This is a genomic window from Shewanella phaeophyticola, assembly GCF_025398315.1.
Classification (GTDB): Bacteria; Pseudomonadota; Gammaproteobacteria; order Enterobacterales; family Shewanellaceae; genus Shewanella; species Shewanella phaeophyticola.
The window spans coordinates 126,718-143,608 of sequence record NZ_JAODOQ010000001.1 but is presented as its reverse complement, the minus strand read 5'-3'; the positions used below and the strand labels follow the sequence as shown (position 1 = coordinate 143,608).

Below are 16,891 nucleotides of genomic sequence, written 5' to 3'. Positions count from 1 at the left end.
ACTTTGTTAGTAGGCAAATTACCATATAAACTACCTTGGACGCTTTGTTCCATTAATGAGACAGTGAGACTAAAATGCCCGATTTGAACGGTATGATGCTGTTTGCAGCGGTTGTAAGAGCCAAAGGATTCTCCCAAGCTGCACGAGACATCGGACAACCTAAATCAACAATAAGTCGTAAAGTTGCCCAGTTAGAGGAGCAACTCGGGGTGCGTTTATTACAACGCGACACCCGAAATTTGAGTCTAACGCAAGTTGGCGCACTGTTTTATCAACATTGCGATTCCATTAGTCACGAAATTGAAGCCGCCAAAGCGATTATAGAGAATACCCATACTGACATTTCAGGCTCATTACGCATTGCTATACCTGTGTCATTTTCGCAAGATGTGATTGGCCATTTATGCTCAAGCTTTATGCGACTTTACCCTAACATTGAACTCGACATTCAGTTTACCGATAACGATGTCGGCTTAGTGGGTGAAGGTTACGACATAGCGATTAAATATGGTGCATTACAGTCATCCGATTTAGTTGCCAGATTATTATTTGAACGCCAACCTATTTTAGTGGCCAGCCCGGGTTACATCAAAAAATATAACAGCCCAGCAACGCCGCAAGAACTTGCCCAACATAATGGCATATTATTAGGTACCACGTTATCAGCCCCAATTTGGCCATTGGGTAAAGGTAACCGAAAAATGATGGCCACCTTCAAACGTAAAGTACGAGTTAACAGTGCTAGCATGGTTAAGCGCCTAGCAATAGATGACTTTGGCATTGCGATGTTATCGAACACGAGTTGCAAACAAGAATTAGCGGCAGGCAGCTTAGTGCCCATTTTACAAGACTGGCCAATGGAATCATTTAAAGTGTACGGGGTGTATTCAAGTCGGCGCCAGCTCGCCAGTAACATCAGTGCCTTTTTAGACTTTTTCACTAAACGATACACCAGCCAAGAATCTTTGCATTCGATGATGGGGCAATCAAATTGATTGTTTGCCCTATTGGCATATTGGTTATAAAAAACCAATGCTTAAATCGCATACAGTATAACGATTCAATCACGATAAAACGTTAGGTTTTACACCGCTACAAAATGAACTACGCGATAACATTTATCCACTAATGAACAGTTAAGTCGCTGCTATAACTGTGATATAACTGTCACTTATACCCTTAAAGATTGTAAACATAACCATAAAAGGTCACCTGAGGACCTTAAGGAACCATGATGATTAAGTGCAACACTTTAGTTGTGTTAAGTTCATTGGCATTGCTCACTTTTTCTAATTCTGTCATTTCTGGACAACTGCCGAAAAATATCGAAGAAATGCGCGTATCAAAAGCAGGCCAAACCCTGCCGCAAGTAGTTAATCGCTACCAAGCAATTAACGACACGCTCGAAGTTAAACTGCAGAGTTCAACGGATGAATTGTCGGTAACCGAAATGGCGGCGCAACAAGGCCACCGCTTATGGCAGCAAGCAGTAAGAGATGTGCAATCTGGTTATCATGACGACCGCTCGCTGTATTGGAGTCGCTTAAGTATGCGCAACACACTTAAGCAAGATAAAGTAGGATTTAATATTGCCGATTGGCAACGCGAAATCTTAGTCAAAACCGTAGAAAAATCATCACGTGGTTTTAGTGACATCGAGTTTGATGCAAACTCTCAGATTAATATTCTACTTACCGGTTTTGATCCGTTTTTTTAGACCGTAATATTGGCCAGAGCAACCCTTCGGGATTAGCGGCATTGGCCTTAGATGGTTACCGCTTTACAGTAAAGGGTAAAACAGCCCAAATTGAAACTGTGATGATCCCCGTTCGTTTTAGCGATTTCGACAACGGAATTATTGAATCATTACTCACACCGTTTTATCGAGAAAATAGCTTAGACATGGTATTTACAGTAAGCATGGGGCGTGAAAACTTTGATATTGAACGCTTTCCTGCTCGCAATCGTAGTGCCGATGCTCCCGATAATTTAAATGTATTAACAGGTGCCAATTTTAGCCACCCTAAAGCGCCACTATTTACCAGTGGTACCTCGAGCGACGGCAAGTTGAATGGCCCTGAATTTGTTGAATTCTCATTGCCGGTTGAATTAATGCAAGCCGTTAAAGGCCATTGGACAGTGAATGACAACCACCAGGTTAGAACCCTTTCACGCGGGCAATTTTTAGCATCGTCATTAGCCGAGTTGCAAAATGAAACCTCAGTCGAAGGTTCTGGCGGCGGTTACTTGTCGAATGAAATTTCCTATCGCAGCATTTTATTGCGCGACCAATTTAATTTAACTTTGCCAGTAGGGCACATTCATACTCCGCGAATAAAAGGTTATGATGCGCAAGTTGAATCAGACATTGTTGAGCAAATTAAGGCCATGATTGCTGCCGCCGCGACGAGCTTGTAATGGCATAACCTCAATTGCTAACCCAGCGCTTGAGTAGCCAACGCTACTCAAGCCAAGAATGAAGCCATGCTAAAGAATCTATTTAATTTTACCTCACCCAAACAAGCCGCGTTGGGCAAACCTAAAGCAAGCGCCAAAGCGGCATTAACATCCTGCCCGGCCAAATCAGCTTTGCAACAGCAAATACTCAACAAAGTCGAAAGCGATTACCAGCATGCTGAACGTCATTTTAGTCGCCCGTTTCCACGCCCTGTAGTGCAATTTAGTTTACGCGGAAAAAGTGCCGGCACCGCCCATTTACAAACCAACCGCTTACGCTTTAACCCAGTATTATTAGCAGAAAACCCACAAGTGTTTTTGGCTGAGGTGGTGCCACACGAAATAAGCCACTTACTGTGTTACCAGCTGTTTGGCCGAGTAAAACCCCATGGCAAAGAATGGCAAAGCATTATGGTGTCTACTTTTAACGTGGCACCCAAAACCACCCATCAACTAAATATTCAATCGGTAAGCGGGCAACAATTTGACTATTTTTGTGGCTGTGGCAACACCACACTTTCTATTAGACGGCATAATCGAGTGGTGCGTGGTCAAACTCAGTATCGCTGTCGCCGCTGTCAACAAACACTTCAAGCGGTGCAATAACACTTAGCGCCATCAACGCGTAACATTTTATCAATTGCGTCATCGCACCCTATGCCTTAACATCAGCGCAAAATGACGGATTAACTCCGCAATAAGAGCCTGCTTTTGTTTCTAGCGAGATACAAAAGAACACCAGTCCTGACGATTTTTAGTTTATTTTTAGGGTTTATTTTGCGCTTATCTTACTATCACTCATGGCTTTTTTGGGTGTCGCTTTTGTGCGGCATTTTTTTAACTACCGTTCAGGCTGCAGAGCACCCGAGTAGTTTTCGCAAAGCAAAAACCATTGCGAAAGACATCTACCAGCAAAATCTTCCTTTAAGCACCTTTTATTGTGGTTGTGATATCGCCATTAGTGGCAAGCTTTGGCAAGCCGACCATCCAACGTGTGGCTATGGTGTTCGCAAACAGATAATCCGCGCGAATAGAATTGAATGGGAACACGTGGTACCCGCATGGGAATTTGGCCATCAATTACAATGCTGGCAAGACGGCGGCCGTAAAAATTGTGGTAAAAACAATGATCAGTTTAAAAAGATGGAAGCTGACCTACACAATTTAGTGCCAGCAATCGGTGAGGTAAACGGCGATCGCAGTAATTATCGCTTTAGTGATTGGAATGGAAAAGCGAGTCAATATGGTCAATGTGAAATGATAGTTGATTTTAAAGGTCGTAAGGTACAACCGCCAGCGCGAGCTCGCGGCCAAATCGCCCGAACATATTTTTATATGCAACAAATATATGGATTACAAATCAGTAGCAGTCAGCAAAAACTATTTGTCGCTTGGGACAAAATGTTCCCAGTAACAGTAACAGAATGCCAACGTGATAGTTTAATCGCTTCTCGCCAAGGCAATCATAATGATTTTGTACTCAAACAATGCCAAAATAACGGTTTGTTCCATTAATTGAATAACCCATACTGACTTGAGCCACAAATGATAAAAGGTCACCACTGATGAGAGTTCCACGCATTTACCAGCCCATAGACAACCTACAGCAAGGGCAAACCGTTACGTTAAATGATGACGGCGTCGCGCACATTGGCCGAGTATTGCGTATGGGCAATGGCGACCACATCAGCTTATTTAACGGCGACGGCAATGATTATTTAGCCGAAATTATCGATGCAGGTAAGAAATCCATCACTGTCACGGTCTTAAACTGTGAAGCCAATAACAGTGAGTCACCACTTGATTTACACCTAGGCCAAGTAATTTCGCGTGGCGATCGCATGGAGTTTACGGTGCAAAAATCAGTAGAGCTAGGGGTGACCACCATTACCCCGCTTTTTTCTGACCGCTGTGGCGTTAAACTGAACGGTGAACGCCTAGAGAAAAAACTGCAGCAATGGCAAAAGATTGTTATCAGCGCCTGTGAGCAGTCAGGTCGCAGCATAGTCCCAGTTGTGCGCCCAGCAATGACGCTCGCGCAATGGTGTGAAGAACAAACCAATGCGGTTAAGCTCAATTTACATCCGCGCGCATCACACGGTATAAATGGCTTGCAATTAGATACGGGAAATCACAAAGTGAGACTGCTAATTGGCCTGAAGGTGGTTTGTCAGATGAAGAGATTGCCATGACCGAAAACCACCATTTTACCGATATATTGTTAGGCCTCGCGTGCTGCGCACCGAAACGGCATCGCTAACCGCGATTACCGCACTACAAGTTAAATTTGGCGATATCGGTTAACTCAACCGCTATTCCCCCTAATATAAAGGAAGTATCCATGATTAAGCTCGGCATTGTAATGGATCCAATCAGCGACATTAACATTAAAAAAGATTCCAGCTTTGCGATGTTATTAGCGGCGCAGGCTCGTGGTTATCAGTTGTTTTATATGGAAATGCACGATCTGGCAATGGTCAATGGCAAAGCCATGGCAAACATGCGTCCGTTAACCGTTAAGCAAGATGCTAATGAGTGGTTTACCCTAGGCGAAGCCGAAGACACGCCATTAGCCGACCTTGATGTCATATTAATGCGTAAAGACCCACCATTTGATACTGAGTTTATTTACGCAACTTATATGCTAGAGCGCGCCGAAGAAGAAGGCGTATTAATCGTTAACAAACCACAAAGTTTACGTGATGCTAACGAAAAACTGTTCACAGCATGGTTTTCTGAATTTACCCCAGAAACCATTGTGACTCGTGATGCTAAACGTATTCGTGCATTCCACCAATTAAAGCAAGATATCATCCTAAAGCCATTAGACGGCATGGGTGGCACCTCTATTTTTAGAGTGAAAAAAGACGATCCAAACGTGGGTGTTATTATTGAAACATTGACCAGTTATGGTCAGCAATACGCCATGGCACAAGCGTTTATTCCTGAGATCACTCAAGGCGACAAACGTATCCTTGTGGTTGATGGCGAACCAGTCCCTTTCGCTTTGGCACGTATTCCAATGAAAGGCGAAACTCGTGGTAACTTAGCCGCAGGCGGCAGTGGCTTAGCCCAACCGCTTTCTGAAAGCGATTGGAAAATAGCCCGCACAATTGGTCCTGAGCTCAAAAAACGTGGCTTAATTTTTGTCGGTTTAGACGTTATTGGCGACAAACTGACTGAAATTAATGTCACTAGTCCAACATGCATTAAAGAAATTGAAGCTGCGTTTGATGTCAACATCACAGGTATGTTGATGGATGCGATTGAAGCACGTATTAACGCTTAACCAGTTAGGGTTCATTATGAATTTTTTAGCGACATGTAAACGCTCATTAAGCTGTTTATTGCTATTACCTTGCCTTAGCGTGGCAAGTGTAACAGCAAATGATGTCATGATTACTCCGGCAGTAACTGGATCGGCTAATAGCAACGTACCAACTGCTGCGCCCGCCAGACCTAAAAACATCATTATTATGATTGGTGATGGCATGGGGCCTGCTTACACTACTGCGTACCGCTATTATAAAGATAACCCTGAAACCGAAGAGATAGAACAAACTGTCTTTGATCGCTTACTGGTTGGTATGTCTAGTACTTATCCGGCATCCGTCAGTGGCTATGTAACCGACTCAGCTGCGGCAGCTACCGCGCTCGCTACCGGGTTCAAAAGTTACAACGGTGCCATTTCTGTCGATACTGAAAAACGTTCGCTGCCAACGTTAATGGAAAAAGCCAAAACATTAGGGTTAGCAACCGGAGTTGCAGTGACCTCACAGGTTAACCATGCTACCCCTGCGGCATTTTTGGCTCATAACGAAAGCCGTAGAAACTACATCGACATTGCAGAGTCCTATTTAGACTCTGACGCCGATGTCATTTTAGGCGGCGGACAACAATATTTCTCTGACTCATTATTGGCTCAATTTACTGCCAAAGGCTATCAGCACATTGACGAGTTTTCGCAGCTTGATGCAATAAGCACTCCTAAGGTATTAGGCCTCTTTGCCGATGTACAATTGCCTTGGTAGCCATTAACGACAATCAAAGTCACAAACTCAGCAAGATGACACAAAAAGCCATCGACTTGCTGTCGAAAAATCAACAAGGTTTTGTACTATTAGTTGAAGGAAGTTTAATTGACTGGGTCGGCCACAGTAACGACATTGCCACCGCAATGGGTGAAATGGACGAGTTTGCTGCTGCCATTGAAGTGGTTGAACAATTTGTTCGCCAAAGCAAAGACACTCTGGTCGTTATCACTGCCGATCATAATACTGGCGGATTGTCTGTTGGGGCAAACGACAAATATGAGTGGAACCCCGCAGTGCTGCATAAAGTCAAAGCCAGCCCAGATGAAATTGCTACGCGCGCTGTTGCAGACAACAATTGGCAAGACGTTATTGCCGCACACATTGGTTTTACGCCAACCGCGGCTGAATACACATTATTAGACAATGCGCGTATGCAAGGTAATGAGCCATTAACTATTGCACTGCGTAAATTAATTGATGTGCACTCTAACACCGGCTGGATCAGCGGCGGTCATACTGCGGTAGACGTTCAGGTGTTTTCATCTGATCGGGGGCAAGGTTATTTAGCGGTCACCAAGACAATATCGACATCGCCAACAAAGTAATAAGTTTATTGCCTTTATCAGCCGTAAAACAGTAACTACTCGAAACAGCCTTTTGCCTATAGCAACGGGCTGTTATTCATTTATCTTTACCGTGAGTAACCCCTGTGCTAACAAATCCTTCTCTAGCATTAATTAGAAATAGCGAGCTTTTTCAACAGCAAAAAGTGCTAATCCTCAATTATGAAGCCGATACATTTGCTAGCCAATGCCTAGAATCAGCAAGCCATGTTACCGCATTAGCCTTTGATTTTAACCATCATCAAACCTTGTCGCCTTATGCCAACAACACATTAGAGTGCTACTTTGGTCATCAATTACCAGATAACTTAGCCAACGAAAAATACGACAGTGTGATTATCTATTTTCCTAAAGCTAAGCCGCTTATGGGCTACTTGTTGCAATTAGCGGCTCAACATATGGCAATCGATGGGTTGCTCGTTGTAATAGGCGAAAACAAAGGTGGGGTTAAGTCTATTGCTAAACTCATGCCAGCGTATTTTTCTGCGCCAATTAAACAAGATAACGCACGCCATTGCTTGTTATTTACAAGTTACTTAACACAAGCTGCACCACCATTATCACTGACCGACTGGCTAAGCCAATACACGCTAGACACCCCACAAGGGCAACTGCAAATCTGTAACTTAGTGGGTGTATTTAGTGAAAAAAGACTCGATCAAGGCACTGAATTATTGTTGTCACATTTACCCGATAACCTCCAAGGTCGCGTGCTCGATTTTGGCTGTGGTGCAGGAGTCATAAGCGCTGCACTACTTAAATCTAATCCACAACTCAATATTGAATGCATTGACATTAATGCAATGGCTACTTGCTTCTTGCCAGCTGACGCTTGCCGCCAACAACATGCAAGCAAAAATATATCCATCAGATGGCTTTAACCAAATCACTGGCCAATTCAACGCTATCATGTCTAACCCGCCATTTCACGATGGGTTAACGAGCACCACAGACATCGCAACCCAGTTTGTTAAACACAGTGCGTCGAGTTTAGCCGCTAAAGGCATATGGCAAATTGTCGCTAACAGACATTTACCTTACGCTGACACCATTGCAGCTTATTTCGGCAAAGTGAATGTCCAAGCAGAAAATAACAGATATAAGTTGTATTTACACCAAGCCTAATAAGTGTATGTAGCTGGAAATGGATTTCGATATCAGCTAAATTGATGAAAGCTAAGTGACTCACATTTTTTCTTTATTACGATTGTTACTCTATGCTTTCTTTAATTGAGCTGAATAAAAACAAAGGATGTTATGTTAGAGCCCTCAGTAGCCACATTAAGTGCAGATAAAACCAAAGTAGAATTACGTGTGATTCCCAATACACATGGTAGCCGGTGACAGTTGAAGATATCACTACGATACTGAGCCAGCCCGATTTTGTCATGCTATGCCCCATCTCTCCCGGTATTAATAAAGCCGCTACTGAAATTAATACACTTTGTGGCCAAAAAATGGGTGACCATGAACTTTTTTTGTCATTGCTGAACGTAAGGATGGGTCGGTCATTATCGACGTCAGTGAAGATAAAATGCAGGCTAGCATGACAATCACCTCTGCTTGGGGCGGTAAAGACGTCAGCCTACCTGATATTCTGACGACACTAAAAAGCAAAAAAATCAAAATGGGCCTAAGCAAACCAAGGATCATGGCGTTAATGCAGCGCTTATCCATACTGCCTCCAGGTGAAAGCTGCGAAGGGATTATTGCTAATGGAAAACCTGCTGTAAATGGCGAAAATGCCATATTAACCCGTAAAGTTGCCCTCGCCCGAGAACGATTACTGCAACCTCAAGAACGTGAGGATGGCTCAGTAGACATGCGAAATTTAGGCGCTCTTATTACGGTAAAGCCTAATGATATATTAATGGTAAAGACCCCTGCGACTATAGGCACCCCAGGTTTTAATGTTCATGGTGATGTACTGCAGCAAATACCCGGCAAAGATAAGCCTATGGAGCCAGGAACAGGTACCAGCATACATCCTAAAGATCCTAACAAACTGATTGCAACCTTATCTGGGCAGCCTGTAGAAAACCGTAAAGGGATGCAAGTTGATGACATGCTACAAGTTAAAGATGTTGACGTGCGCTATGGCCACGTCAACTTCAAAGGCAGTATTTTAATTACCGGTGACGTACATGAAGGTATGGAAGTGAAAGCCAGTGGCGATGTGACCGTTATGGGCTTTGTCGAATCAGCCAGTATTGAAGCCCAGGGTGATGTGATTGTGAGTAAAGGCGTCATTGGCCGTTTAATTAAAGAGCAAGATCTCAGCACTCAAATTAAAGCCAGTGGCCAAATATGCGCTCAATTTGTCCAATACTCACATTTAGAAGCCCAAGGCGACATTTTAGTCACCAAGCAATTACTGCACAGTCATTCAACCTCCAATGGTTTCATTACCGTCTGTGATCCCCAATGTCGGCGTGGTGACATTGTCGGCGGCATCGCTACCGCCAATAAAGGGATAAGAGCCATTGCCTTTGGCGCCACCGCAAGTACTAAAACAGTACTCTATTGCGCTATGCATCAAGACGAATTTAAGCAGCAACTAAAAGAGTTAGATGGCAGCATCAAAGCCATGGTCGTGGCCGGCCTTGAACTCGAAGCAAGATTACGTAAACTGCCGCCAAAAGCAGAGTGGCAAAACGATGCAGGCATGATTGAACAAGTGAAAATGATGTTGGATCAAAAGCATCAAATGTCGGCCGAGCAAGCTAAAGAGGAAGTTGAATATACTCAACAACTCACCGAAGTTGAAAACTACTATGACAATTACTTCATCAAAGCGGAAAAACATATTTTCACCAACGTTGAAATCCACATAGGTAATGCTTTTAATCGTACTCAACGAGAACATGGCTCTTGTGTGGTAAAAAACATCAATCATGAGATATCATACGATTACAGTAATCGTTAATTCACAAAAACACATTCGACTGAGACTATTGTTCATTATGCAACAAATACATTGGCCAGCTATTTTGAAGTTTGATCAAGATGATGAGCTTATGTATTTGGCCAACCATCAAGATTGGTTAAGCTTTATTTGTGCCAACCAATATGCTGTCTGTTTTCAAGATCAGTTGATAGACAGCTGTGGCGATATCTACCTCATAGAAAAGCCACTTGCAGAAACCACCTCTGCTGAAAAGAGCGTTGCACAACTGCCGCACCTCGTTAAACAACCTCAATCAATAAACGTATTGCAAATGTTGTCTTTAGTACGCCAATACGGTCAATTTCAAGGCCATTGTTGCAGCGCAAAAATTGTTTTCACCACAATAGCTCAAGGAATTGCCACTGTTGCTGAGTTAGAACAGCTTTATTAACCTCAACTCTGGATAAGAGATGTATTGATAACGATATAAATCAATAGATTGACTAAAATCCACTGTCAAGCTTGTGATTTGTTTTGCTAACAAGGCGAATTAACGCGTCAATAGCTAGTTAATTCAACGCAGTGAGGAAGGCAAAGGACTGCTTGAAAGGCGTTTGTTATCCAGAGCTGAGGTTTATTAGACAATAAACTCTTTAGCCCCATTGAGCATCAAACTGCGGTCTGGCAAAATGCCCGCATACTCACCGTCTATAAGCTCTGAGAATCCTTAATGGAATTACTAAATATTGAATGTCTTGGTAAACGTTTGCGACTAGAAGGCTCTATTGCAGGTTGGCAGCAACTTTATTGGGACAACCAACTCGTCTCGCAAAAGTCAGCCAGTGCGAGTGACCAGGCTTTTCATATTCACTCGTTTGAACTCACTCAACAATTTTCTCAACCGGTTAATCCCGTTGATGCTCCCAATGACCGTCTCAATGAGAATATGGCCAATGAGAATATGGCCACCCACACCAAAGCAATCCCAGTGCGCTTAGAAATAGACGTCAACTGGCAACCTTTTCAGCTCGACTACTGCTTACTTGTCGATGATGAACAGATCACCCAAGGGCAACGTACAGTAGCGGATATTGAAAAACAAACTCCTGAAGTTCCTGTCGCTAAAACGCAAAAACTCAGTGTTGTTGGTTTAGCTTCTCTGGGGTTTAAGCTTCTTAAAAGCGCCAAAGTGGTTAAAGTATTATTTGCAGGTGCCAGTGTGGCGGCATACTCATGGCTATTTTCGTTAGAGTTTGCGTTAGCGCTCATTGGTTGTTTAGTGTTTCATGAGTACGGCCATATTAGGGCGATGAAACACTTTGGCATGAAAACCAAAGGCATTTACCTGATCCCGTTTGTTGGCGGATTAGCCTTAAGCGATGAGCGAATTAACACCCGTTGGCAAGATGTCTATATCTCGATTATGGGACTGACTTTTGGACTGATTTTATCTGTCATCAGCTTAGGCCTTTACTGGATCACCGGTAATCTCTTTTTTGCCGGACTCGCTAGCTTTAATGCGCTACTCAACCTGTTTAATTTATTACCGATTTTACCACTCGATGGTGGTCATATTTTAAAAAGCATCAGCTTTTCAATGAATAGCTTAGTTGGCCTTATTGCCTGTATTTTAGGGGCTGCTGCAGGTGTATTTATCAGCTATAGTTTAGGCCTTGCTCTATTAGGCTTTTTACTGCTGATTGGTAGTGTTGAAATCGTCTTTGAATGGCGCGGTCGTCATCAAAGCCACTTACTCCCGCTTGACCGATATGGACAAATATTCTCAACCGTATGGTATCTACTCACAGTTGCAGGCCTAGTGGGGATTATTTGGTACTTTGCCAGCTCAGGGAACGACATGCTTGCCATTCCACTGCAAATTTTAGGCAGTTAGTCAGTAATATAAAAACGCCTGCTAAATTGCAGGCGTTTTTTCTTGCGCTCGTCTATAACCTAAACACATTGGTCATGACTTTATACAGCTCAGTGCCTTGATGCACCGACGCTGACGCAAAATGTAAAATGGGCACACAATCCATTGGCAAACTAATCACTTGATGCGCCTCATCACTACCATATAAGTCCATACGCAATATATTCACTAATGGTTGACCGGCATTAAGTGGCTGGCCAACCGCTGCGCAATATTCAATTAAACCCGCTTTAGGGGCATGAAACTTTTTATAATCTTTCAAATAACAACCAAAGCGCGCCATATCAGCTGGCTCGACTTTTTCACGGATCACACCTCGGTGACTTAAATAGGCCAAAATGCCTTTTGCATCGACTAATGCATCAGCTAAATCAATCCGCTCTTGGCTCGCCAACTCTAGTGTAAAAGCCGACACTGGCACAGCAAATTCGCGCCCATGCTTTGCCGCAAAATCAGTCAATTGCCACCAGGGACAAAATGCCGCTTCATCCATTGCGCCACCAAAGCTATTAGGTATAACCAAAGTGTAAGGAATAGAGAAAAAACGGGCAGCATCAATGTCATACTCAGGGCAATACAAATGCTTACATGACTTAGGCTCGGTATGTAAATCCAGTACGATATCCGCTTGATGCGCCATAGCTTGCAAGCTTATGGCTAGGCGATGACCAGTTGTTACCCCAAACGCTTGGTTAAGCCTTGCCTGACACGAGTCGATTAACGTTGCTCGGTATGCTTGAAATAATGCATCATCCGCTAAGTGATGATGCTCGGTATACCAAGCAGTTAAATCGACTTTATGATCAAAGTATTCACGATTCCAATTCACTCCAGTGATCGGATCAAACCGTCCTAAGGTAAACTCGCCACTTTTTTGATTAATCCCCAACGGGTTAGCCAAAGGAGCAAAGCGAATATCACCAAGGACCTCATAGCCTTCGAGCAAGGTCATCAATTGATAAATAACCGCATTACCTTGCACTTCAGCACCATGCACATTGGCCTGAATATATACGCTTGGTGCCGCGCTATCAGAGCCTTGAATATCATAAAGCGGTATGGTGAGAGCTTGCCCTGTAGCAAGCTCGCCAACTTGAATACTTGACGGTATAACCTTAGTCATCAATTACGACTCAAATAAGTTCTGATGTAATGCATTTACCACTTGTGGAGCTTCTGACTCAGACACTAAAACACATAAATTATGTGGACTAGCACCTTGGCAAATCATGCGCACATTGTGTCTTTCAAGCACCTGAAACACGCGGCTACAAATCCCCGCGGTTGACGCAATGCGATTACCAATAATCGCAATTAGCGCTAAATTATCTTCAACACGAACACGACAGTGCTGAGACAGCTCTTGCAGCAATGACTCACTCAGTAAACCTTGACCACTTGAGTCTGAACCGGTCTTATCTAAAGTCAGCGATACGTTAACTTCAGAAGTTGTAATTAAATCGACTGAAATTTTATGGCGTGCAAGTGTGGCAAACGTTTCAGCTAAAAAGCCCTGCGCATGAAGCATTTGTAAACTATGCAAATTCAATAAAGTTTGGTCGCGGCGTAATGCAACAGCACGAAAAACAGGTGTGTCCTCAACTTGATGACGGATCCATGTACCACCCATTTCAGGGGCTTTACTGGAACCCACAAACACCTGAATTTTTTGTCTTACCGCAGGTAAAATGGTTGCTGGATGCAACACTTTGGCGCCAAAAGTCGCCATTTCGGCCGCTTCGTTAAAACTAATTTCTGCAATTGGGCGAGCATTAGGTGCCAATCTTGGGTCGGTAGTATAAATCCCGGCAACATCAGTCCAAATCTCCACCGCTGTGGCATTCAATGCTTCAGCTAATAACGCTGCAGAATAATCACTACCACCACGACCAAGCGTTGTTGTACGACCGTCTTGATCTGCACCAATAAACCCTTGGGTCACGATGACATAATGAGCGAGTAGCGGTTTTAAAAAATCGCCTGCCAATGTCGCTATCGCTTCAATATGTGGTTCAGCACGGCCAAAATGACTGTCAGTGCGAAGGACCTGACGCACATCAAAATGATCAGATGCAGTACCCTTTTCACGGATAACAGCAGAAAATAGAATAGATGAGCATTGCTCACCGGTAGAGAGTAACTCGTCCATGATAGCTTTACTGCGATCAAGCTCTAACGACTCACTTAACACTGACATTCGGCTCAGAATTTTATCAATATTCGCCGCAACGTCTTGCGGACGGCCTAACTCATCTAAAATCGCATATTGAATTTGCGCAATTTGCTTTAACAGCACTAAACGGCGCTCATCATTCACATTCGCTTGAGTCAATTCAACGAGTAAATTGGTCACACCACTTGAGGCACTCACAACCACTAAACGCGTAGCGGGGTTAGCTAATACAATGTCAGCACAACGGCTCATTGATGCATAATCGGCAACCGACGTACCGCCAAATTTAGCGACCACTAACTCAGGATGAGATTCTTGAGACACTACGCTCATAGTGATGCCTCCGAAAAATGCGCAAGGCTAAAAGGTAAGATTTGATTAACTAACATGATATACGCTCCGAACACACTACGTTCGAAGAGCCTGGTGCTAAGATAACGCACCCTTAAAGAAGGGAAACAGCAATCATCACCAGAAGCTCTCCACCAATAAAAACAGGTGACAATCGTTAGGATTCAGCCTATACGACCGGTACCAATGTGTGCCACACAATTTGATACCTCGGCGCTAATCTCCATCATAAGTTCTCATCGGACTGGCATCCTCAAACTTACTACCTAGTTAACGCTCCTCTTCTGTGCCTCCCGAAGGAGGGACCTGAAAAATAGCAACAAACCTACTGACAAGTCAATCTACAATCGTAGTAAAAATACACTATTTTACTTATCTTCATCTTAATTCAAACAATACCGGCCATTTGCCAAAATCTACTATCCACAACAGGATTGTTCTGTATAGCGAAAAAACCGACAAAATCTCAATCATAAGCCAAATAAATTAACATAACCGAGACAATTAGAGTTTATTGACTCAAAAAATAGAGCAATAGATGGTTAGCACTTAAAGAAGACATCAACGCTAAGCAAAGATTAAATATAAGCACCAATATCAGGCAACTCACTCACTAAGCGTAACCTATGATTAAAAATGCCCATTTCAACTTCGGGCATTGCCGAGTCAGCACAAGCGACCAAAGATAACCGTCCCTGACTAACGTAGTAGATGGCATGTTGATTAAACTCCCTACCCAACTCAAGCGCCTGTTCTTTATCAATAAAAACAGCCCAGCTCTTTTCCATGTGAGACAAATCTGGTGCCGCACCGATTAATGAGCGGTATGGACTTTTGTATTGTTGGATTTTGGATTGAAGCTGGCGATCGAGTAAACGATTTTGCGAAGGATTGAGCAATAAACCGCTGGGGTTATGAGCAGTAACAATAGCAAATGGATAATCATGTGAAAGGCGTTGAGTCAGCAAAAAATGCGTACTTTGGTACTCATGCCACAATGTATCGATAACATTTTCCATAATATAAATTCGTCAATTAAGCCAAATTCAGTTTAGCAGAGGCTTTTGGATTCTTAAAGGTTGTGACATCAGTCACAAGTATAATATTTAAAATAGTTTTAAAATTATAACGTTATGGAGTCGAATCTTTCATATAATTGACAGTGAATTAATTTTTTAACATTTAATTTGTTAACAAATGCCTAAAACGAGTACAATAGTGCTTACCAACTGTTAAATCGCCTAGATAAGCCAGTCACAATAGCTTTAGCCACCTTTTACGTTACGGTGTTTTAAACGAATTTACTGGAAATTAACTACGTTGATGTGCTTAGTTTACACATGAACGATTTATGTTCTACATTTAATAAACTAATGACTAGAACAGCAATACGATTAAATTAAGTTTGCAACAAATGGAACTATCTTCCTAAATCGTATTCATAGTAGTAAGCCAGTTGGCAAAAAATTTAACTCATTAGGCACTATCACTAACATGCATTTTGCATTGGCGTAATGAGATTGACTATACGCGAGACGACTCAGTAACCATATAGCGTTACATCATACGAGTTAATAAGAGTGTTTTATTCAGGGCAGACATAGATAAACACCATAAAAATACTGGAGTATCAGCGTTCATTAATACGCGATAACAACTTACCTAGCAGCGAAACGCTAGAGTCGAATTTTATAAAATTAGGTAAATATCATGCAAAACCCGCACATTCTGATTGTTGAAGACGAAGCAGTAACCCGTAATACATTACGCAGTATTTTTGAAGCCGAAGGCTATGTCGTTACAGAAGCTAATGACGGTGCAGAAATGCACAAAGCTATGCAAGATAATAAAATTAACCTAGTGGTTATGGACATTAACTTACCCGGTAAAAATGGTTTATTACTTGCTCGAGAATTACGTGAAATCAATAACATCGGTCTTATTTTCTTAACAGGTCGTGATAACGAAGTCGATAAAATTCTTGGCCTTGAAATCGGCGCAGATGACTATATCACCAAGCCATTCAACCCTCGTGAATTAACAATTCGTGCTCGTAACCTATTAACGCGTGTTAACAGTGCTGCGGCAGAAACCGAAGAAAAAGGTTCTGTTGAATATTACCGCTTCAATGGCTGGAGCTTAGAAATTAACAGCCGTTCTTTAGTGAACCCACTAGGTGAGTCTTATAAACTACCACGCAGCGAATTCCGTGCGATGCTTCACTTTGTTGAAAACCCAGGTAAGATTTTAACTCGTGCTGATTTATTATTAAAAATGACTGGCCGTGAGTTAAAGCCACATGACCGTACTGTTGACGTGACAATCCGTCGCATTCGTAAGCATTTTGAAAGCTTAGCTGATACGCCAGAAATCATCGCCACTATCCACGGTGAAGGCTATCGTTTTTGTGGTGACTTAGAAGACTAATCTTTG

General features: G+C 42.8%; 10 protein-coding genes, 5 pseudogenes and 1 riboswitch. Of the genes and pseudogenes, 12 read left to right on the top strand and 3 right to left on the bottom strand.

Features of this window, described 5'->3' with window-relative positions; all coding sequences use genetic code 11:
* Positions 1-74 precede the first annotated feature (74 nt).
* The 11 genes and pseudogenes from N4T56_RS00700 (at position 75) to N4T56_RS00650 (ending at position 11,895) form a co-directional block, all read left to right on the top strand.
* Positions 75-995, top strand: a complete 921-nt coding sequence (locus tag N4T56_RS00700; protein WP_261731876.1) for a LysR family transcriptional regulator — start codon at positions 75-77, stop codon at positions 993-995.
* 239 nt (positions 996-1,234) lie between these two features.
* Positions 1,235-2,418 (top strand): annotated as a pseudogene (locus N4T56_RS00695) (hypothetical protein).
* 66 nt (positions 2,419-2,484) lie between these two features.
* Entirely contained in the window at positions 2,485-3,063 is a 579-nt protein-coding gene (locus N4T56_RS00690; protein ID WP_261731875.1) for a SprT family zinc-dependent metalloprotease, read from the top strand.
* A gap of 207 nt (positions 3,064-3,270) precedes the next feature.
* On the top strand, positions 3,271-3,972 hold the full coding sequence (locus tag N4T56_RS00685; RefSeq protein ID WP_261731874.1) for an endonuclease: 702 nt from the start codon (positions 3,271-3,273) through the stop codon (positions 3,970-3,972).
* 50 nt (positions 3,973-4,022) lie between these two features.
* Positions 4,023-4,761, top strand: a pseudogene (gene rsmE, locus N4T56_RS00680) (16S rRNA (uracil(1498)-N(3))-methyltransferase).
* Positions 4,762-4,798: 37 nt separating this feature from the next.
* Entirely contained in the window at positions 4,799-5,746 is a 948-nt protein-coding gene (gene gshB / locus N4T56_RS00675; RefSeq protein WP_261731873.1) for a glutathione synthase, read from the top strand.
* A 106-nt stretch (positions 5,747-5,852) separates the two neighbouring features.
* Positions 5,853-7,131 (top strand): annotated as a pseudogene (locus N4T56_RS00670) (alkaline phosphatase).
* A 69-nt stretch (positions 7,132-7,200) separates the two neighbouring features.
* Positions 7,201-8,239 (top strand): annotated as a pseudogene (locus N4T56_RS00665) (methyltransferase).
* A 132-nt stretch (positions 8,240-8,371) separates the two neighbouring features.
* Positions 8,372-10,040, top strand: a pseudogene (locus tag N4T56_RS00660) (DUF342 domain-containing protein).
* 37 nt (positions 10,041-10,077) lie between these two features.
* Entirely contained in the window at positions 10,078-10,452 is a 375-nt protein-coding gene (locus tag N4T56_RS00655; protein WP_261731872.1) for a DUF4144 domain-containing protein, read from the top strand.
* 279 nt (positions 10,453-10,731) lie between these two features.
* Entirely contained in the window at positions 10,732-11,895 is a 1,164-nt protein-coding gene (locus N4T56_RS00650) for a site-2 protease family protein (RefSeq protein WP_261731871.1), read from the top strand.
* A 52-nt stretch (positions 11,896-11,947) separates the two neighbouring features.
* On the opposite strand, the gene N4T56_RS00645 is transcribed toward N4T56_RS00650, so the two are convergent.
* The 3 genes from N4T56_RS00645 to N4T56_RS00635 all read right to left on the bottom strand — a co-directional run bounded on the left by N4T56_RS00645 (position 11,948) and on the right by N4T56_RS00635 (position 15,477).
* Positions 11,948-13,057, bottom strand: a complete 1,110-nt coding sequence (locus N4T56_RS00645; RefSeq protein ID WP_261731870.1) for a succinylglutamate desuccinylase/aspartoacylase family protein — start codon at positions 13,055-13,057, stop codon at positions 11,948-11,950.
* A gap of 3 nt (positions 13,058-13,060) precedes the next feature.
* A complete protein-coding gene (lysC, locus tag N4T56_RS00640; protein ID WP_261731869.1) occupies positions 13,061-14,440 on the bottom strand; it encodes a lysine-sensitive aspartokinase 3 in 1,380 nt (459 codons plus the stop codon).
* A gap of 134 nt (positions 14,441-14,574) precedes the next feature.
* Positions 14,575-14,750, bottom strand: a riboswitch (Lysine riboswitch).
* 286 nt (positions 14,751-15,036) lie between these two features.
* Complete coding sequence (locus N4T56_RS00635; RefSeq protein WP_261731868.1) at positions 15,037-15,477, bottom strand: DUF3293 domain-containing protein; 441 nt, start codon at positions 15,475-15,477, stop codon at positions 15,037-15,039.
* A 691-nt stretch (positions 15,478-16,168) separates the two neighbouring features.
* Here N4T56_RS00635 and arcA point away from each other — a divergent pair.
* On the top strand, positions 16,169-16,885 hold the full coding sequence (gene arcA, locus N4T56_RS00630) for a two-component system response regulator ArcA (protein WP_188926210.1): 717 nt from the start codon (positions 16,169-16,171) through the stop codon (positions 16,883-16,885).
* Positions 16,886-16,891 lie beyond the last annotated feature (6 nt).

Excerpts from the sequence above, each read along its gene's own strand:
- N4T56_RS00690 (WP_261731875.1), top strand. The coding sequence starts at position 2,485 with ATGCTAAAGAATCTATTTAATTTTACCTCACCCAAACAAGCCGCGTTG.
- N4T56_RS00655 (WP_261731872.1), top strand. The coding sequence starts at position 10,078 with ATGCAACAAATACATTGGCCAGCTATTTTGAAGTTTGATCAAGATGAT.
- N4T56_RS00700 (WP_261731876.1), top strand. The coding sequence starts at position 75 with ATGCCCGATTTGAACGGTATGATGCTGTTTGCAGCGGTTGTAAGAGCC.
- lysC (WP_261731869.1), bottom strand. The coding sequence starts at position 14,440 with ATGAGCGTAGTGTCTCAAGAATCTCATCCTGAGTTAGTGGTCGCTAAA.
- N4T56_RS00645 (WP_261731870.1), bottom strand. The coding sequence starts at position 13,057 with ATGACTAAGGTTATACCGTCAAGTATTCAAGTTGGCGAGCTTGCTACA.
- gshB (WP_261731873.1), top strand. The coding sequence starts at position 4,799 with ATGATTAAGCTCGGCATTGTAATGGATCCAATCAGCGACATTAACATT.
- N4T56_RS00650 (WP_261731871.1), top strand. The coding sequence starts at position 10,732 with ATGGAATTACTAAATATTGAATGTCTTGGTAAACGTTTGCGACTAGAA.
- N4T56_RS00635 (WP_261731868.1), bottom strand. The coding sequence starts at position 15,477 with ATGGAAAATGTTATCGATACATTGTGGCATGAGTACCAAAGTACGCAT.
- arcA (WP_188926210.1), top strand. The coding sequence starts at position 16,169 with ATGCAAAACCCGCACATTCTGATTGTTGAAGACGAAGCAGTAACCCGT.